The following is a 17387-nucleotide window of genomic DNA, read 5'->3' as shown; positions in this document are numbered from 1 at the left end:
TCCATGAACATCAACCTTAAAACCGCCATCAAATACCTGGTTCTGGCTGCTGTCCTCTCCTATCCGCTCTTTGCCTTTGCCAGCGAGTATGTTCTGCACGTAATGGTCCTGATCATGGTCTACATGGTCCTGGCCATGGGTCTGAACATCGTTCCGGGCTTTTGCGGGCTTCTGGACCTGGGCTATGTGGGCTTTTACGGTATAGGGGCCTATACAGCCGGATTACTGACTATTCATTTCGGCCTGTCCTTCTGGGTCATTGTCCCCCTGGCCGCCCTCAACGGGGCCATATGGGGAGTTCTGCTGGGCGCACCCACCCTGCGTCTCACCGGTGACTATTTCGCCATAGTCACATTCGGTTTTTCAGAACTTGTGGTTTTATTCCTGACCAATGAAATCTGGCTGACCCGGGGACCTCTGGGACTTCCAGGTATTGCTCCGGTCAGTATCGACCTCTCATGGCTGTCCAGGCTCATCAACCCTGAATGGGACTGGTACTGGGAATTTTTCGGACTCAGGCCTTATTTCTATCTGGGCATATTCATGGTCCTTCTGGTCTACATCATCATGGGACGCATGGAAGACTCCCGGCTGGGCAGGGCCTGGTTCGCCATCAGGGAAGACCCCATTGCTGCCTCCAGCTGCGGCGTCAACCTCCTGACCTACAAGGTCATCGGCTTTGCCATCTCCGCTGCCATTGGGGCTGTAGGCGGAGCATTTCTGGCCAGGTGGACCATGTTCCTCTCTCCAGACATGTTTAAATTCTGGGAGTCGTTTCTGGTCCTGTGCATGGTGGTCCTGGGAGGCCTGGGCAACTTCAAAGGCAGTCTGGTGGGAGCGGCCGTGCTCATCGCTCTGGGTGAAGTGCTCAGGATGGTCCTGCCCACCCTTGGCCTGCCGGCTGAGACCAGGTTTCTGGCCTACGGACTGATCATGGTCCTGATGATGCGCTTCAAGCCGGCCGGATTCTTTCCGAGCATTGCAACAACTTCTTTGAAAAACCCCATGCTGATAAAACTTAAAAAAGAGCTTGGTTCTTCCTGATAATGAATATTCTGGATATTGACAGTCTGACCATGCGCTTTGGCGGGCTCCTGGCCCTGGCCGACGTGAGCTTTCATGTAAAACACCGTGAAATCCTGGGTCTTATCGGTCCCAACGGGGCCGGTAAAAGCACCATGTTCAACTGCATTTCCGGGGTGCTCAAACCCACTTCCGGGAACATGCACTTCCAGGTGGAAGATAAGAACATCCGGATAAACGGCTATAAACCGGAAAAAATGACTTATCTGGGCGTAGCCAGAACTTTTCAGAATATCCGGCTCTTTTCAGCCCTGACTGTGCTGGACAATGTGCGCATCGGTCGCCACTGCCGGACCAAGGCCAATTTTTTCGGTTCAGTGTTCCGGACCAGATCCCAGAAGCAGGAAGAACAGGAAATTGTTGATCAGTCCATGGAGTGGCTCAAGTTTGTCGGTCTGGAAAAATTTGCTTTTTATCCGGCTGCCAGTCTGTCCTACGGGTTCCAGCGCAAGCTGGAAATTGCCAGATCCCTGGCCACCGAGCCAAGACTTCTCCTTCTGGATGAACCGGCCGCCGGGATGAACCCCAAAGAAACCAGGGCTCTGACAGAACTGATCCACCGGATTTCTGATCTTGGAATAACCGTCATCCTTATTGAACATGATATGAAACTGGTGATGACCATCTGTAAACGGCTGGTGGTTCTGGATCACGGGATAAAGATCGCCCAGGGGGGTCCCAGGGAAATCAGGGAAAACCCCAAGGTCATTGAGGCCTATCTGGGCCGGGGAGCTGCTGATGCTTAAGGTTGAAGACATTCACACTTATTATGGGAACATTCACGCCATCAAGGGCCTGAGCCTGGAGGTAAAACAGGGTGAAATCGTTACTCTCATCGGGTCCAACGGGGCAGGCAAGTCCACCACCCTTATGAGCATCAGCGGAATCACCAGACCCAGGCAGGGCAGGATCTTTTTCCAGGGTCAGGAGATTACCAATGCACCCACCGATGGTATAGTTTCCATGGGCATCACCCAGGTCCCTGAAGGAAGAATGATTTTTCCCAGACTCACTGTTTATGAAAACCTGCTTATGGGCGCTTATCTGAGAAAAGACCGCAAAGGCATAAAGCTGGACGAAAAACACGCCTTTGAACTCTTCCCCATTCTGGGGGAACGCAGAAAACAGGCCGGAGGAACCCTTTCCGGCGGCGAGCAGCAGATGCTGGCCATTGCCAGGGCCCTCATGGCCAGGCCAAAGCTCCTGCTGCTGGATGAGCCGTCTCTGGGCCTGGCTCCCATTGTGGTGGAAAATATCTTTGAAGTCATAACCAGGATCAATTCCCAGGGCACCACCATCCTTCTGGTGGAGCAGAACGCCCAGATGGCCCTGCAGACCGCCCACAAAGGCTATGTTCTGGAAACCGGAAAAATCATCTTGCAGGGAACTGCAAAGGAACTCATGGAAAACCCCAGTGTCCAGGAGGCTTACCTGGGGATGGATTAGCTGCCTTTCCTGAAAAACCGGCCTGACCCGGTCAAGGCTGTTTTAGAACCGGCTTTTCTGAAGATTCAGTAATTCCTCATTTCTTTTTGTCCTCAACAGCCCTCATTTCTTCGGCTGACTCGTCCAGGTCAAGAATCTGGGTGTCCAGATATTTCTGCATCCGGACCTGAGTTATATTCTGAAGCTTTCTATATATTCCAAACAGCCTCTCACCCTGTTCATTAATAATTTTTTGATGTCTCCTGGCCCGCTCCACATCCTCAGGCTTTGTTCTGGACAGCAGTTGAGACGAATTAATAATGGCTGTCAGGGGCTGAGACAGTTCGTGGCTGATGGTTCCGACCATGGCCAGAGCTGTATTCAGCTGGGACTCTCTTTCCTTATGGGAAACATTGCGGATGATCCAGATCAGTTCACTGCTCTGGCCGGGCGGACTGAGACAGGTCACATCCAGGCTGGATCCTTCTCTGTAGATGATCTTGCTGTGCTGCCTTTCCTGATGATAAAGGTCATCTTTTTCCTTAGCCAGTCCCCTTAGAAATGATGAAAACTCATTCTCCAGCTCAGGATAGACCTTGAAGATATTCAGAGGCAAATCCTGAGGGTCGGCTCCGGACATTTCACCCAGAAAATCCAGGGCGGTCTTGTTGATAAAGATCACACTTCCCTGCAATGTGGTCTGGACCATGGGAAATGGCAGGTGATTGACTATGCTGTGCAGGGCTGCCTGCTTCCTGGCGGCTTCTTCCTGCAGAAATGTCAGGGCGTTGAGATCCTGGATAAGTTCTATTGCTCCGATGACCTGCCCATCCAGCACGATCTTCTGGGCGGTCACCTGGTAGTATCCCTGGATCTTGCCCCTGTATCCCATGAAACCTTTGACCACCACTGATCCTTGATCAAGGTCGATGTCCAGATCAGGGGATGGGAAAAAACGCCTGTACTGGGAGGATGAGTAATCCTTTAACAGCATCTGACCGATCAATGGCCGTTCATGGTCGTAAAAGGCCCTGCCGACATCCTGACTGCCAACCACATCTTCAGCTTTTACCCCGGTCAGGTCCTCACACCCGCTGTTCCAGTGCGAGACCACTCCGAACCTGTTGAAGATGACGGCTGCAAAGGGAAAAGCCTCCACCATGCTTGTCAAAAAGCGTTTCTTCTTCTCGACCTTTTTTTTCAACACTGCCATGGTAATCATGTTCACTGTTCCCAGCTTGCCCGGAAGTTCCTCAGCCAGGTCAATGTGGCCAGGCAGGTTTTGCCGGATATCCGCCCTCAGTTCCTGATCCCTGGTTAAAACCATCACATAATCCGGGCTGATGTTTTTTACCAGGTCCCTCCACTGAGAATAAGCAGGAACCCCATGCTCAAAAACCTCCTGGTCGGTTATGCACACCCCGGTCACCTTTCCGGAAGATTCCGGCATGCTTCTGCCCAGTTTTCCAACTACATGGCTGAGGAGTTTGCCCGGCCCGATAAGGCCAATTTTATACTTCACGTTAAACACCCTGCAAATCAATTGATGTAAATTTGCAGATAGTAAAAGATTCGACTTAGAGCAAGAATTTGTGACCATGGAATCATCTGCTTTAAGCTATCACCCTGGAAATGCAGCTTTTAATGTCCTAACTCAACCTGAAAACAATTTTCTGAAAATAAACATTGACATGGAATAGACAGAGTACTATGAATACAAATTCCTTGATGCGGGGTGGAGCAGTATGGTAGCTCGTCGGGCTCATAACCCGAAGGTCATCGGTTCAAATCCGGTCCCCGCTACCAATAAAAATAAAGGCTTAGAAGAAACTACTTCTAAGCCTTTTTTGTTTTGACAGCCTGCTGTCCAGGGGGTGACCTGAAAAAACACCCGGGAGAAAAAGAACATTTCTCCCGGGTGAATGAATAGGAGGGTGAGCTAGTTGGCTCCAACAAAAAGAGTGGAGCGGAACCGGACCTCAGTAATGGCCATGCCGGTACCGGATATTTCCCTGGCCGGGACCCTGTGGTCGGTTTCAAAGACGTATTTGCGGGACGGATCAAGAACCAGGCTGACCGTGCCGGTAGCCGGTACATCAAGTTCGGCAATCTCCTCATATAAAAATGAGGTCGGATCAACGGATTTAAAGACCTCTATTTCACCACCACCTACAGGATTTCCATTATACAGTACCTGGACGGTCATTTCCACCTGGCCGTTGTCCAGTTCCACAACTTCCACAGGATTGATTTCCAGGGGAATCCCGACCGGATCATGAAGGATTGAGCCCTGCTGGCCAGCCCAGGTCACAGCCTTGCTGAAATCCCTGATTTCCGTCAATCTGTGTCTGTTGGGATCCCGCTCCAGCACGAACAAGTGCTGCCCGGCATTGGTCAGCTTGGCCACTGCCTCATAATGGGCGGCTTTCTCTTCCAGGGGAATTTCTACGGTCTGACCATTGGGTTTGAATACATAAAGATTAAGATTGGTCAGATCCCTTTCATCCAGGGGATCATCAGGATCTGCATAAAAAGCGGTTATCCCGAATTCCTGCCCCACATCCACCCTGGTCGGGACCTCGGCCCAGATGCAATGGGCCAGGGCGCTGACAGCACTCATCAATACCAGATTGGCGGCCAGGGCCAGAACAATAATACCTTTTTTCATCAAAAACCTCCTTTTTAGGGAAGAAAAGACAGCAAAGCTCTTTCCCTCCAATTTTCAAATAAATGCCTTAAAAAAACATGAAACACAGAATCATTTTCAATGCCCCTGCTGAAACAGATAAAAAATCTGGGCTGCCCCGAGGAACATTTGAATTTGAGAACGACAATCAGGTAGCTGAAAAAGTGCATCTCTGTCAATAATTATTTTGAAAATAATTTTCAGCATCATGGCATGTTTTTATTTTCTGCAGATCCAGCTGAAAGATTCTGACCCTGACCCGGCCATGGATGATATGCCTCTTTACAAACCGATGAAAGTCTTAAAGCACATTGCTCAGTGCTCCTCAGATATTTTTCAGCCATCCTTGCCTGAAGGAAGCTTTTACAGGGCCTTTCCAGTTTACTGGCTGAAGACAGCCCGGAGCTTTAGCTGCAAAATTAAGACTGCTAAAGATAACACTGGACCGGCCATGACTGGCAAGCTGAGCTGTTCAGGATAATGCTGGTCTTCTGAGGGTGTCACAGCCAGTAACCATTACTTCTGAGTATAACCCAACCCAGAATTATGGATTAGTCCTGGCAGTTGCCTCTGCTGCTGGATCGTCCCTCCATGGCAGAATGTTTTCTGAATATCAATTGACAAACACCCCGTGCAAGAGATAATGATAATGAAGTTCATCTAATTTATTGAAAAATGGAGGTTGATCATGAGTGAATTCGGTCGAGGAGCAATCTGGTTTGGTGCAGGCCTTGTCCTGGGCTATCTTGGTTCTAAACTGATGGAAGACCCTCAGGGCAAGGTCCGCAGGGCTGCAGTTGAAGCTGTATCCCAGGGCATGACCTTTAAGGACCGGGTCATGACTTCTGTTGAGCGGGCCAGGGAAAATGTCGAAGACATGGTGGCTGAAGCCAGGCATTCCCGGGAAGGAATCAAGGAAGCAGGCTCAGCTGATCCTGCTTCAGAAAAGTAATCCAGGAGCATGCCCTTGTCGTCCAGTCTACGCATAGTCCACCAGCTGCCGGGCAGAATCAGGTTCAGGGCCGACCCCATGGACAAGGATTTTGAGCGCATTGTCCACGCAGTCCAAAACCAGGCCGGGGTACATAAAGTCGTCTTCTCCAGACGCACCGGAAGCATTCTGGTTTTTTACCGGGATTCCAGCGTGTCTGGAAAAGATACAAGCCCGGAGTGCGCAGTTCAGGGCTCAGAGACCGCAGCCAGGGATAGCAAAGCCGGATCCAGGCCTAAGTCTATTGTTTCTCTTTTCTTTCTTTTCAGAAGGTTCCTGCCTCCCTGGGTTCGCTTTCTCATGTCCTTTAACCGGGCCCGGCCTTTTCTGGTCCGGGGTCTTGAATCCCTGCGCAAAGGGCGGGCCGACCTTAACCTGCTTGATTCCCTGGCCATAGGCATATCCCTGTTCAGAAGGGACTACCGGTCTGTAATGATCATCACCACCCTCCTGGGACTGGGAGAATACCTGGAACAATGGACCCGCAAGCGTTCCATGGAAAACCTGGCCAGGGATCTTATGTACTGCACCGACCGGGTCTGGATCAGGCAGAACGGAACAGAACAGGAAGTGAGCATCAAGGAAGTCCGCCCTGGAGACCTGGTGGTGGTTCGCAGCGGACTGCATATCCCTGTTGACGGGACAGTTGCTTCCGGGCAGGCAATGGTCAACCAGTCGACCATGACTGGTGAACCCCTGGCAGTTTCCAAGAAACAGGGGGCAAGTGTTTATGCAGGCACGGTCCTGGAAGAAGGTGAAATCACCGTCAAGGTCACCAAGGCCGGAGACCAGACCAGGGTGTTTCAGCTGATGAAGATTATTGAGGAATCGGAAAGGCTCAAATCCGGCCTTCAGGCCCGGGCTGAGTACCTGGCCGACAAGATCGTTCCGGCCACCCTTTTTCTCAGTCTGTTCACCTTCATCCTGACCAGGAATATCAACCGGGCTGTATCAGTTCTTCTGGTGGACTATTCCTGCGCCATAAAACTCTCCACACCATTGACCATGCTTTCAGCCATGCGCGAATCCTCAACCAGAGGGGTGGCGGTCAAAGGGGGGAAGTATCTGGAATTAATGAACCGGGTGGATACCTTTGTGTTCGACAAAACCGGCACCCTGACCAGGGCCAGACCGAAAGCCCTGGAGGTTGTGGCCTTCAATGGTTTTGAACGCAGAGAGGTGCTTAGAATAGCAGCCTGTCTGGAAGAACACTTTCCCCATCCTGTGGCTTCGGCTGTGGTGGCCCTGGCTGACCGGGAAAATATCATTCACCATGAAAACCACTCCACTGTGCATAATATCCTGGCTCACGGGATTCATTCGGCCATGGAAGGCCGGGAAGTCATGGTGGGCAGCAGACACTTCATTGAGAAGCACGGGCAAGTGGATCTTGGTAAATACCAGGATGATATAGACGGGCATCTTAAAAGCGGTCTCTCGGTACTTTACGTATCCGTCGGTCAAAAGCTGGCCGGCCTGATCCTTTTGGACGACCCTTTACGGGATGGAGCCCAAGCCTTTATTCAGAAACTGAAACAGAAGACCGGGGCCAGGATATATCTTCTCACCGGTGACGGAGAACAGACCGCCCAGAGAATAAACCGGACCCTGGACCTGGACGGATACCAGGCCAGCCTTCTGCCCGAGGACAAGGCTCAGTTCATCCGGAAGCTCAAAGCTCAGGGCAGGACCGTAGCCATGGTTGGGGACGGGATGAACGATTCCCTGGCCCTGTCCGAGGCTGACGTGGGCATATCCATGAAGCACGGGGCAGACCTGAGCAGGGAGGTCTGCGACATCCTGCTCACCAACTCCAGCCTGGAAGGGATAATAACTGCCCGCAACATGTCTGCCAGGGCCATGTCCAGGATAAAACAAAACTACGGTCTGATCATCGGGGTAAATTCATCCCTGATCTTCCTGGGGCTGGCCGGAAGGATATCTCCCCTTGTTTCTGCCATGCTGCATAATCTGACTACAGTACTGGTCAGCCTGAACAGCATCAGACCTCTGGAAAAGACGCCGTTGCAAAGCCGCATTCTGAGATGGATGCCCGGATTGCGGAACTGATCTGGACAATATGCTTTTTTTGACCTGCAAACCAACAGGAGGACCACATGATAGTCAGTTCCATCCCTGGAAGAATAAGAATCAGGCATGACTCTCTGAAGGATCTGGAAACCAGCACCAGCTTGAGTGAATCTCTCCGGAAAAGGGACGGTATTTCCTCAATCAAGCCAAATATCACCACCGGAAGCATGCTGATCTGCTTCAGACCTGAGATAATTTCCCTTTCCAGCCTCAGAGCCTTGATCAAGGACTTTTCCCTTGACCAGGGCAAGAGCGGTTCGGCTTCCAGACCCTGGAACAGATCCAGAACAGCCAAGCGCGGAATGCTGACCTGTCTGGGTATGGCCCTGGCCATGGCCGGCCTGGACCAGGAAGACGCCCATGTCCTTTTTGGCCTTGGCTTCCTTGGCTTCCTGGGCCTTCACCTGAATATCCATAAAAACAGGGTATTAAAATAGCATCATGCCCACTTCGACCATCAGCATCCCGACCATCCTGACTGAAAAAACCGCCCTGAACAGGATAAAATACCTTGCTGAAGACCTCTTGGAAGAGCATGGGCATCACGTACTCCATATCAGCCAGAATCTGGACAACAGCCATTCTGACATAGTTCTGAACCTGGGAGGATATACCCTGACCGGCAATCTGATCATTTTCCCCGGACAGGTTCGACTGGAAATTACCTACCCCTGGACTGCCCTGCCCTATAAAAAAAGGGTGGAACAGGAAATCAGGGAAATCCTTTCCACCCTGCTCAGCTGAGTCTTTCCTGCCAGAACACGGCCTGCTTGAATTGCCGCCACCAGGCTTCTTTAAACTCCAGCCGGCTGTGACCTGCCGGCATGACTGTACTTCGGATTAACTGCTGCCGACCAGCTTTTTTTACCAGCAGCTAAAACCAGTCCCCACCTTTGCTGATCCCTGTTCATCCATCCCGCTGACTGCATAGAATCAAGATAAGCACTTTTTTGAGCCAGGATATTTTTCTCTGCCACTCCATTAAGCTGACCAGCTCAACCCTTGCTGGAGCTGAATAAAAGAAAATTAGCCAATACATTTTGCACAGACATATGCCGGGCTCGTATAGACAGTAATCTTGGCCTGTTAAGTTGAGAAGCTTTTGGCTCAGGATTTTTTAAAACAAATGTTTTTTTGTTGACAAAACCCTTTCAACACGATATTGATACTGAAAATCAGTTGCATATAATTAACAACCAAGGAGAAGACCATGAACATGAAAGTCAGCCTGGGTGGACTCAAAAATTCTGCCGGACAGGATCTGGCCAGGCGGATCAACCAGTCATCCAACAGCCAGGAGGAAAGCCTGGAAGAATATTTAAGGCTTATCCGGCTGGTCCAGCAGAGTTTTTTAAAAAAACACAGAATTACTTCAGACAAAACATAGGAGGAAACCATGACCGCAGCAATTATCGGCGGGATGGACCGGCTGCAGCCCCATTACCAGAAGACAGCCAAAAAGGCCGGATACAAACTGAAGATGTTTACCGGCACGGAAAATACCATCAATGAACGCATAGGCAACATCGACCTGATGATTATCTTTACCAACAAAGTATCCCACAGCGCCCGCAAATGTGCCCTGAACGCGGCCAAGGCTGAGAACATACCCGTGATGATGTGTCATTCATGCGGAGTATCAACCCTTAAGGAATGCCTGGAAAAGCGGGATTGCCCCTTGCGGGGAAAATGATTCGGAAAAGTTCCTGTAAAGGGAGAGACAGGCAGCCCGGAAAAGGACAGCCCTTGCTGTCCTCTGGATGGGGTTACCGCAGCTTAAGCTGCTGGACGGTCTGGAATAGAACCCGGTCTGATTTGAGAGATAATTTTTTTTCTGGTCCTAATGCCGAAAGCTCCGAACTTGTCGGTCTTGACTTCATCCTGATCTTTTTCGTCCGATCCTATCCTTAAATAGTAGACCATCTTGTCTCTGTCTGCCAGCGCCCGGATCCAGATCATTATCTCAGCCACACCAGGGTTCAGATCCTCATTCCACCAGGCATTGAGGTAGAGAATCGTCATCTCCCCTTTTGTACTGCTGGACAGCCGGAATCGCCGAACCGCACCGATGCTCATCTCCCTGATCAAGGTCCTGGCCTCATAGCTGCACTTCTCCAGAAAAAGCACAAGCTCGTCAGTGCTTACAGCGATTCCAATTTCACTTCTGCCGTCCATGATATGCTGTCCTTAAATCTGCCAAGGGCAAACCAGAAAAAATCCTGCGGCCTGGCTTCTTGCCCTGAATCAGGATTTCAACCGGTTACGTCTTTGAAAACCTTGCCTGGCTTAAACTTGGGAAAATTACGGGCTGGAATGGATATCTGACCTCCGGTCCGGGGGTTGTAGCCATTGCGGGCCTGTCTTTTGCTCAGGGAAAAGGCCCCGAACCCGGTGATATTGACCTTTTCTCCTTTCTGGACTTCTTCAATTATCACACTGATCATTTCTCTGATGGACTTTTTGACCTGGGACTTGGACATCCCTGTCCTCTCGGCCACTCTTTCAATAAGCTCAGTCTTGTTCACTGTACATCTCCTTTTTTTCTATTCCCAGTCCAGAGCTGAAAAAGCTCCCTCTCTAAATTATGAAATTCATTTTCATAATCATAAATTTCCAGTTTTTTATATAAAATGGGCTGGATTGTCAAAGCATACTTAATGAAAGCCTGGCTGTTTGACCTGAACCATTTTATTCCAGCTGCCCGGAGTCCTGAAGATATGATCCTGCCTTGGCCCCAGTTTTCCACGCAGCCCAATGTTTTTCTTTTTCCTGAACTGATCTGCTTCCTGGAAACTCTGTATGTCTGCCGCTGCAGGCATTATAAAGGGCTGAACACTCTTATCCAGTCCAGTCAGGATTGTTTCTGTTCTGCTTGCATTGGCATAAAAGTGCTCAGTTCAGGTTTCAATAATAAACTCAACTGGCCGGAAACAAGTTGTATTTTAATCCTCAGGACTTGGAAGGGTTGTCTGTCCGGACCCATCTTGACCTGTTATTTCAGGAAAAGAAGCCGCCTTTTCCAGGACCTCTGAAATCTTATCCATAGTCATGCTTCCTTCATATCTGTAAAACACAGTCCCGTCTGGCCCGTAAAAGACCAGGGCCGGAACAACCCTTATGCCGTAGGCCCTGATGGTTCCCGGTCTGGCTTGAACATCGATTTTATGGATAAACACCTGCTCTTTATAAGTGTCTTTGACCTGACTTAGGACAGGCTCCATTTCCTGGCAGGCAGAACACATCCGGGCCATCAGGTATTGAATGCTGATCCGGCCATGTGCTTCATCCGGCAATTTGACTGGACCTGGACCTCGGACTCCTGTGCCAAAAGCAAAATATGCTCCTGCTGTAATGACCAGAATAATTACCAGTATCAACGGTCTTGAATTCATCAAAAAACCTGCTCCCAAGCTGTATTCAACCGCCTGCTACCGATTCTTTGCCGGTCAGACTCCCCCTTTTTCTACGCACCCGCAACACCACAAGCAGGGCCAGCAGCAGAGGCAGTCCGACCATGGCTGCCGGACGAAGGTAGGTCTGGACAACGTAAAGCCAGGTTGGCAAATAGGAAAAAACATCCCGGATATTTCCGTCCGGCTCCATTAACTGCCAGTTACCATTGCCGGCGCGGGTAAAATCCATGCGTTCCTGAAAACGGCTGTTGTACTTGACATCCAGGACTTCAAACAAAACCGATGCCCGGCGTCCCTGCTTGTCAAGGCTATGGAAGTCAACCGCATAAAACCGGCTCTGATGATTATCAAAGCGGTGCTGGTATTTTTCATGGGTAACATATGATTCAATAAAATAGGAGAAGTCCTTAAGTGATGGATCGCTCCAGCTGAGGACAGTCCGGATCATGCCGGGCGGGCAGGCCTGCGCCGGCTGGGGAGCAGAAACATAAACTCCGGCAAGAAATATCAGAGCCAGCAGAACCAGTCTGCGGCAAAGAACTGAAACCTTTGCAACAAAGAACCGGGATACCGGCAGGTTAGTGTCTGGGTGTGGGACCATTTTATTCGGAAAAGTCCTTGAGGCCTGCAGAGTCATTTCATACCTCCATCAAAACCTGTTTCTGAAAATGGGGCAATCACTGTCCATTTCCAGAAACAAATGCGTTTATAAATCTTTCAGTCTCTTCCTTTTCCACCGATATATTGTGTTTTTCCCGGAGCTGAGCAAACTCATTCTTCCAGGCCTGGTTGTACCGGGAATAAAGAAGGTCATTGCGAATATATTCCTTGCGCTGTTCAAAGTCCTGAACCCTGTCCTTTTCAATTGAGTCCAGCCTCAAAACCACATATCCCTGACCATGCTCCAGGACCCCGGACATTTCCCCAGGTTCAAGCTTTTCCAGGACTTCATGCCATTCCTGGGGATATCTGGTCAGGGGCATGGACTTAAGGGCCTGCAGTTCTCCATCACGCATCTCTGCCTGGTCCTCTAGGGACTGTTCCTGCTGAACTGCGCTCAAAAACTCTTCCGCCGCCTGCCTGCTTTCCCCTGACATAATCGTCACAGAATACAGATCGGGCAGACTGTAAGTACTGATATTCTCTTCAAAAAAGGCCCTGACTTCTTCATCGCTGATACTTTCCCTGGAGATTTCCGGGACAAGGTCCGGCTGGAGCACCCTGTGCATAAGCTCGGCCTTGAACTGATGAACCGCCTGACGAAAGTGCGGCATTTCCTCAAATCCCCTGGCCCGGCCCTCGGCAATAAGTGCCTCCATGTTCTGGACATGCTCCAGAATGCTCTCCGGGCTGAGATTACCCCTGGTTTTTTCAGAGCTGGACAGCCTTTCCGCGTAAGCCTTGAGCAGTGCAGCATCCAAGTGCTCGCCATTAATTGATGCCTGTGGTTCAAAGGATTCCTGACCGGAGCAGCCTGGTCCAAAAAACAGGATAAGGATTACTGCCAGTGTTAAATAAATTTTTTGCATTATTTCTCCTGTAATTAAAAATGGTTTGGGTTTACACAGCTCCCTGGTACATGGCCAGCATACCGGAAATAAGTCCCCAGACCACAAAGCCTACCAATGCCCCCAGGGTCAGGATCAGGGCAGGCTCCACCATGGCGCTCATCCGGGCAACCTTATCCTCAAGCAGTTTTTCATGGACTTCAGCCACAGTGATCATGGACTCGCTCATAAGGCCCGAATGTTCACCAATGCCGGCCAGAGCGCTGGTCATGGGAGTAAAGGCCCATCCATCCTTCAGGGTTGTGGACATTGGCTCTCCAGCCATGATCCGGTCCACCACCTGATCCAGAAAACCCTGTACTGCCGTATTGGTCAGAGTGGCGCTGGTCGCCCTCAGGGCCTCTACCAGTGGAATCCGGCTTTCCAGGAGCAGCCCCAAGGTCCGGGCAAAAGATACAACAATGCCCAGCCGGACAACCGGACCCACCACCGGCAGATAAACCTTGTACCTGTCCAGAAACAGCCGGGTTGCCGGCAGGGAGTGCATCAGCGCCAGCAGGCCGGCCAGTCCGGCGAATCCAATAAGTATATTCTGTCCATAGGTCTGCAGAAAACTGGTGGCATCCATGAGCAGCTGGGTGGCTGGAGGCAGGCGGCCAGTAATCAGCCCCATGAATCTGGGAATAACAAAAATGACCATAAAGGCTATTACAGCAACGCCCACCAGAAGGACAATGCCTGGATAGAAAAAGGACATGAACATTTTTTTACGCAGGGCAGACCTTCTTTCCATATAATCTGCGATCCGTTGAAATACGATGTCCAGAATGCCGCCCATTTCACCGGCCCGGACCAGATTGACCACCATCTCCGGAAAGACCCTGGCCTGACTGGACATGGCTTCACTCAAGGGAACCCCGCCTTCAACCCTGGTCAATACATCTCCCAGAACATGTTTCATGTTTGCCTTCTGGGCCTGGTCGTGCAGAATGCGAACAGCTGCAGTTACTGTAACTTCGGATTTGATAAGGGTGGCCAGCATCCTGAAAAGCAGGACCTTGTCCTTGGTGGATATGGGCAGAAACCTGGTCGGAGACAGAGCTGACAGGCCTGCGCCAGAGGCAGACTCCTCAACAGAAATCAGGGTTACTCCCCTGGCTCTGGCCTCGGCTGCAGCTGAAGCCACACTGTCCGCCTCAATATGCAGATTTATAATGCTTCCGCCTGGGTCCATGGCCCGGCAAAGGTAAAATGGCATGCTCTCTTACTCCATGGTCACCCTGAGGACTTCCTCAGGTGTGGTCAGGCCCAGTTTAATTTTCTGAATTCCATCCTCCAGCAGGGTGTTGTAATTGCCGTCTTTCTTTGCTGCCCGGCCAATCTCCGCCACCAGGGCACCCTGCATGATCTTGTTCTTCAGGGCTTCACTCACTGTAAGCAGCTCAAACAGGCCCACCCTGCCGGAATAACCCTTGTGGTTGCAAAGGTCACAAGGATTTACAGATCTATGGACCATGAAATCCCCTTCCTGGGTCTCCTTGAGCCCCAGCAGGTCCAGTTCAGCCCTGGTTACTGGCTGGGCTTCCCGGCAATGGGGACAGACCAGGCGGACCAGGCGCTGGGCCAGGACAGCCCGGACTGAAACCGCTACCAGAAAAGGCTCTCCGCCCATGTCGTGCAGCCGGGAAAATGAACTGGGCGCATCATTGGTGTGCAGGGTGGACAGGACCAGATGCCCGGTAATGGAAGCCCGCAATGAAGTTCGCAATGTGTCCGCATCCCTGGTTTCTCCAACCATTATGATATCCGGATCCTGGCGCAGGATGGCTCTGAGGCCTTTAGCAAAGCCCAGGCGTTCTCCACTGTCTACCTGGGTCTGGTTGACCATGCGCAAAGTCAGCTCCACCGGATCTTCCAAAGTGGTGATATTGGCAGTTTCCGACCGCAGCATCTGCAAAGCCCCGTAAAGCGTGGTTGACTTGCCCGAGCCAGTGGGGCCGGTGACCAGGATCAGCCCGTGCGGAGACCTGAGGGCCTTTTTGAATCTATCAAGAGTTTTTTCATTCATGCCCAGGGCGTTCAGGCTGACTTCATCATCATGGGGCGGAAGAATCCTGAGCACAGCCTTTTCACCGTAAATCACCGGCAGGACCGACACCCTGATGTTGACCGGCTCAATTTCCACTTCCAGTCTGGTGGGACTGAAGGCAAAAGCACCGTCCTGGGGGGCCCTGCGCTCGGCAATGTCCAGATTGGCCAGGACCTTGATCCTTGAAATCAGCTTCTGGCCCATAGCCCTGGGAAAAGACTCCACCCGCCTGAGCATCCCGTCCTCCCTGAAACGGATCAGGAAGCCGTCTATCTCCGGCTCAAAATGGATGTCAGATACATTCCCATGGGATACCGCCCTGACCAGCATCTTTTCCAGGAGTTCGATGACCAGGTTGATATCTTCAGCTTCCATGGGCTGAGTCCGAAAATCTATCCTGGTGTCGAACTCCCGGGCATAGGCCTTCTGCTGAAGCTTTCTGAGCTGACGTTCCGTGACCAGGACCAGGCGCACCGGTCTTTTGGCCAGGCGGGAAATATTCTGAAGCATGGCCCTGGGCACCGGACCGTTGCAGGCCATGAGCAGTTCATTGCCTTGACTGTAGAACAAGGGCATGATCCCTGCTCGGCGGGCCATTTTTTCCGGAACCAGGCGAACTACCCTCGGATCAATGGACCCGTTTCCATCATACAGGGGTATCCTGGAGTACTCGGACAGGGCCTGCATGATCACATCCTCTTTGAGGATACCCTCCCGGATGAGCAGCTGACCGATCTTTTCCGGAACCACCCGCTGAATGGACAGAACCCGTTCCAGGTTGTCCTGGGTGATCAGTCCTTTCTGGACCAGAAATCCGCCGAAACGGTCTCCCCTGACCCGCATCAGTTCCGGCCTTTTCCTGGCAAAGTGCTGTTAGAGCCGTTTCTGCCGGCTGCCAGCCCTGGACTCTTTCTGCTGTTTCCGTTTCTGCTCAGCTCACAGGTCTGGCCCAGACCCCTCAAAGTCAGGCGGTTGTTCATCATATCCTTGTTTCTGGCTGCAGACAGGGCTGTTTCTCTGGAAATGCGCCCAGCTTCCAGAAGAGATAAAAGTGATTGCTCCATAGTCTGCATGCCCTGGCAATGACCTGTTTCAATGGCCGAATATATCATGTCGTCCTTGCCCAGGCGGATAAGGTTGGCAATTCCGGTGGTGGCGAACATAACCTCCACAGCCGGAACCCGGCCGTTTTGGTCTGAATTGAGAAGCAGCCTCTGACTGATGACCGCCCGCAGAGTGGATGAAAGCTGCTGTCTGATCTGGGCTTGTTCACCAGCAGGAAAGGCCCCCACCATGCGGTTGACACTGGACATGGCATCCTTGGAATGCAGGGTCGAAAACACCAGATGCCCGGTTTCCGCTGCCATTATGGCCGTACGCATGGTATCCAGATCCCTGATTTCCCCCACCAGGATCACATCCGGATCAGCCCGCAGGGCATCGCGCAGGGCATCTGGAAAGGAATGCACATCTGTATGCAGCTCCCTCTGATTGATGATGCATCTGCAGTTCTGATGGACATATTCAATGGGATCCTCCACAGTGATGATATTCTTCCGTTCATTATTATTAATGGTATCAATTATGGCTGCCAGGGTGGTGGATTTTCCCGAACCAGTCACCCCGGTCACCAGAACCAGGCCGTCCCGGTAAGTGGCCAGCCTGGCCATGCTGGAAGGCAGATTCAGGCTTTGAAAGTCCGGAATGCCCTTGGCCAGAAGACGGATGGCCACTGACAGGGCTCCGCGCTGGTAATAAGCGGCAAAACGGAACCGGCCCACCTCAGGACTGCTCACTGCAAAATCCACTGACCGCCTTTCCTCCAGAACAGTCTTGTATCTGGGCGGCATGACCTGGTCCAGCAGGACGCTGATATCGTCGTGAGTCAGGGCTTCGCAGTCCAGGACCGAAAGATCCCCGCCCACCCGGAAAACCGGAGGTTCGGAATAGGTCAGGTGCAGGTCCGAGGCGTCTTTGTCCACGGTCATTTTGAGCAGTTCATCCATGCTCTCGGGCCTGGGTGTTTTGATTTTATGGCGTCGAAAAATAGTCATAAATATGAGTTTTAAGTGTTAACTGCTGTGCGCTAAGTCCAAAATCC

Annotated in this window: 19 protein-coding genes and 1 tRNA gene; 10 read left to right on the top strand and 10 right to left on the bottom strand. The window is 51.4% G+C overall.

Annotated features, from left to right (window positions below):
* Window positions 1-3 precede the first annotated feature (3 nt).
* The 3 genes from P771_RS0115580 to P771_RS0115570 are packed head-to-tail and all read left to right on the top strand — an operon-like array spanning window position 4 to window position 2529.
* Complete coding sequence (locus P771_RS0115580) at window positions 4-1044, top strand: branched-chain amino acid ABC transporter permease (RefSeq protein WP_028575851.1); 1041 nt, start codon at window positions 4-6, stop codon at window positions 1042-1044.
* Window positions 1045-1046: 2 nt separating this feature from the next.
* Window positions 1047-1829 carry an ABC transporter ATP-binding protein gene (locus P771_RS0115575; RefSeq protein ID WP_028575850.1) on the top strand — a complete coding sequence of 261 codons (783 nt, stop codon included), beginning with the start codon at window positions 1047-1049 and terminating at the stop codon, window positions 1827-1829.
* On the top strand, window positions 1822-2529 hold the full coding sequence (locus P771_RS0115570) for an ABC transporter ATP-binding protein (protein WP_028575849.1): 708 nt from the start codon (window positions 1822-1824) through the stop codon (window positions 2527-2529). Before P771_RS0115575 ends, P771_RS0115570 begins: the two co-directional genes overlap by 8 nt.
* 76 nt (window positions 2530-2605) lie before the next feature.
* Here P771_RS0115570 and P771_RS0115565 read toward each other — a convergent pair whose 3' ends face one another.
* Complete coding sequence (locus tag P771_RS0115565; protein WP_028575848.1) at window positions 2606-4030, bottom strand: histidine kinase dimerization/phospho-acceptor domain-containing protein; 1425 nt, start codon at window positions 4028-4030, stop codon at window positions 2606-2608.
* Window positions 4031-4237: 207 nt separating this feature from the next.
* On the opposite strand from P771_RS0115565, the gene P771_RS0115560 reads away from it, so the two are divergent.
* Window positions 4238-4314: transfer RNA gene (locus tag P771_RS0115560), tRNA-Met, on the top strand.
* A gap of 133 nt (window positions 4315-4447) precedes the next feature.
* On the opposite strand, the gene P771_RS0115555 is transcribed toward P771_RS0115560, so the two are convergent.
* On the bottom strand, window positions 4448-5176 hold the full coding sequence (locus P771_RS0115555; RefSeq protein ID WP_028575847.1) for a DUF4198 domain-containing protein: 729 nt from the start codon (window positions 5174-5176) through the stop codon (window positions 4448-4450).
* Between the two features lie 706 nt (window positions 5177-5882).
* Between P771_RS0115555 and P771_RS18015 the strand changes: the two genes are divergently transcribed.
* The 6 genes from P771_RS18015 to P771_RS0115510 all read left to right on the top strand — a co-directional run bounded on the left by P771_RS18015 (window position 5883) and on the right by P771_RS0115510 (window position 9969).
* Complete coding sequence (locus tag P771_RS18015; protein WP_035244808.1) at window positions 5883-6146, top strand: hypothetical protein; 264 nt, start codon at window positions 5883-5885, stop codon at window positions 6144-6146.
* A 15-nt stretch (window positions 6147-6161) separates the two neighbouring features.
* Complete coding sequence (locus tag P771_RS18010; protein WP_051617483.1) at window positions 6162-8255, top strand: heavy metal translocating P-type ATPase; 2094 nt, start codon at window positions 6162-6164, stop codon at window positions 8253-8255.
* A 47-nt stretch (window positions 8256-8302) separates the two neighbouring features.
* On the top strand, window positions 8303-8713 hold the full coding sequence (locus tag P771_RS0115530) for an HMA2 domain-containing protein (protein WP_028575845.1): 411 nt from the start codon (window positions 8303-8305) through the stop codon (window positions 8711-8713).
* A gap of 4 nt (window positions 8714-8717) precedes the next feature.
* The gene (locus tag P771_RS0115525; protein ID WP_028575844.1) at window positions 8718-9020 is read left to right on the top strand and encodes a polyhydroxyalkanoic acid system family protein; all 303 of its coding nucleotides are present in this window, start codon (window positions 8718-8720) and stop codon (window positions 9018-9020) included.
* Window positions 9021-9486: 466 nt separating this feature from the next.
* The gene (locus tag P771_RS18935) at window positions 9487-9663 is read left to right on the top strand and encodes a hypothetical protein (RefSeq protein WP_153304084.1); all 177 of its coding nucleotides are present in this window, start codon (window positions 9487-9489) and stop codon (window positions 9661-9663) included.
* A 9-nt stretch (window positions 9664-9672) separates the two neighbouring features.
* Entirely contained in the window at window positions 9673-9969 is a 297-nt protein-coding gene (locus tag P771_RS0115510; protein ID WP_028575842.1) for a DUF2325 domain-containing protein, read from the top strand.
* A gap of 83 nt (window positions 9970-10052) precedes the next feature.
* Here P771_RS0115510 and P771_RS0115505 read toward each other — a convergent pair whose 3' ends face one another.
* From P771_RS0115505 to P771_RS18005, 8 genes are all read right to left on the bottom strand, one after another.
* Window positions 10053-10451 (bottom strand): hypothetical protein, encoded by a 399-nt coding sequence (locus P771_RS0115505; protein ID WP_028575841.1) that lies wholly within the window; start codon window positions 10449-10451, stop codon window positions 10053-10055.
* 77 nt (window positions 10452-10528) lie between these two features.
* Window positions 10529-10801 carry an HU family DNA-binding protein gene (locus P771_RS0115500; RefSeq protein ID WP_028575840.1) on the bottom strand — a complete coding sequence of 91 codons (273 nt, stop codon included), beginning with the start codon at window positions 10799-10801 and terminating at the stop codon, window positions 10529-10531.
* A 417-nt stretch (window positions 10802-11218) separates the two neighbouring features.
* Window positions 11219-11668, bottom strand: a complete 450-nt coding sequence (locus P771_RS0115490; protein ID WP_028575838.1) for a thioredoxin family protein — start codon at window positions 11666-11668, stop codon at window positions 11219-11221.
* A gap of 25 nt (window positions 11669-11693) precedes the next feature.
* Window positions 11694-12326: a hypothetical protein gene (locus P771_RS0115485; protein WP_028575837.1), complete on the bottom strand. Its 633-nt coding sequence runs from the start codon at window positions 12324-12326 to the stop codon at window positions 11694-11696.
* 40 nt (window positions 12327-12366) lie between these two features.
* On the bottom strand, window positions 12367-13218 hold the full coding sequence (locus P771_RS0115480) for a peptidyl-prolyl cis-trans isomerase (RefSeq protein ID WP_028575836.1): 852 nt from the start codon (window positions 13216-13218) through the stop codon (window positions 12367-12369).
* Between the two features lie 31 nt (window positions 13219-13249).
* Window positions 13250-14455, bottom strand: a complete 1206-nt coding sequence (locus P771_RS0115475; protein WP_028575835.1) for a type II secretion system F family protein — start codon at window positions 14453-14455, stop codon at window positions 13250-13252.
* A gap of 6 nt (window positions 14456-14461) precedes the next feature.
* Entirely contained in the window at window positions 14462-16129 is a 1668-nt protein-coding gene (locus tag P771_RS0115470; RefSeq protein ID WP_028575834.1) for a GspE/PulE family protein, read from the bottom strand.
* Window positions 16129-17292, bottom strand: coding sequence for a type IV pilus twitching motility protein PilT (locus P771_RS18005; RefSeq protein ID WP_084302001.1), 1164 nt, complete (start codon window positions 17290-17292; stop codon window positions 16129-16131). The genes P771_RS0115470 and P771_RS18005 overlap by 1 nt, the downstream gene beginning before the upstream one ends.
* Between the last annotated feature and the right edge of the window lie 95 nt (window positions 17293-17387).

This window comes from Desulfonatronovibrio hydrogenovorans DSM 9292 (assembly GCF_000686525.1).
Classification (GTDB): Bacteria; Desulfobacterota; Desulfovibrionia; order Desulfovibrionales; family Desulfonatronovibrionaceae; genus Desulfonatronovibrio; species Desulfonatronovibrio hydrogenovorans.
This window is presented reverse-complemented; position numbering and strand designations above follow the sequence as displayed.

Coding starts and splice junctions, on each gene's coding strand:
- P771_RS0115580 (WP_028575851.1), top strand. CDS start 4: ATGAACATCAACCTTAAAACCGCCATCAAATACCTGGTTCTGGCTGCT.
- P771_RS18005 (WP_084302001.1), bottom strand. CDS start 17,292: ATGGATGAACTGCTCAAAATGACCGTGGACAAAGACGCCTCGGACCTG.
- P771_RS0115530 (WP_028575845.1), top strand. CDS start 8,303: ATGATAGTCAGTTCCATCCCTGGAAGAATAAGAATCAGGCATGACTCT.
- P771_RS0115480 (WP_028575836.1), bottom strand. CDS start 13,218: ATGCAAAAAATTTATTTAACACTGGCAGTAATCCTTATCCTGTTTTTT.
- P771_RS0115525 (WP_028575844.1), top strand. CDS start 8,718: ATGCCCACTTCGACCATCAGCATCCCGACCATCCTGACTGAAAAAACC.
- P771_RS0115470 (WP_028575834.1), bottom strand. CDS start 16,129: ATGCGGGTCAGGGGAGACCGTTTCGGCGGATTTCTGGTCCAGAAAGGA.
- P771_RS0115575 (WP_028575850.1), top strand. CDS start 1,047: ATGAATATTCTGGATATTGACAGTCTGACCATGCGCTTTGGCGGGCTC.
- P771_RS0115505 (WP_028575841.1), bottom strand. CDS start 10,451: ATGGACGGCAGAAGTGAAATTGGAATCGCTGTAAGCACTGACGAGCTT.
- P771_RS0115510 (WP_028575842.1), top strand. CDS start 9,673: ATGACCGCAGCAATTATCGGCGGGATGGACCGGCTGCAGCCCCATTAC.
- P771_RS18015 (WP_035244808.1), top strand. CDS start 5,883: ATGAGTGAATTCGGTCGAGGAGCAATCTGGTTTGGTGCAGGCCTTGTC.
- P771_RS0115485 (WP_028575837.1), bottom strand. CDS start 12,326: ATGACTCTGCAGGCCTCAAGGACTTTTCCGAATAAAATGGTCCCACAC.
- P771_RS18935 (WP_153304084.1), top strand. CDS start 9,487: ATGAACATGAAAGTCAGCCTGGGTGGACTCAAAAATTCTGCCGGACAG.
- P771_RS0115570 (WP_028575849.1), top strand. CDS start 1,822: ATGCTTAAGGTTGAAGACATTCACACTTATTATGGGAACATTCACGCC.
- P771_RS0115475 (WP_028575835.1), bottom strand. CDS start 14,455: ATGCCATTTTACCTTTGCCGGGCCATGGACCCAGGCGGAAGCATTATA.
- P771_RS0115555 (WP_028575847.1), bottom strand. CDS start 5,176: ATGAAAAAAGGTATTATTGTTCTGGCCCTGGCCGCCAATCTGGTATTG.
- P771_RS0115490 (WP_028575838.1), bottom strand. CDS start 11,668: ATGAATTCAAGACCGTTGATACTGGTAATTATTCTGGTCATTACAGCA.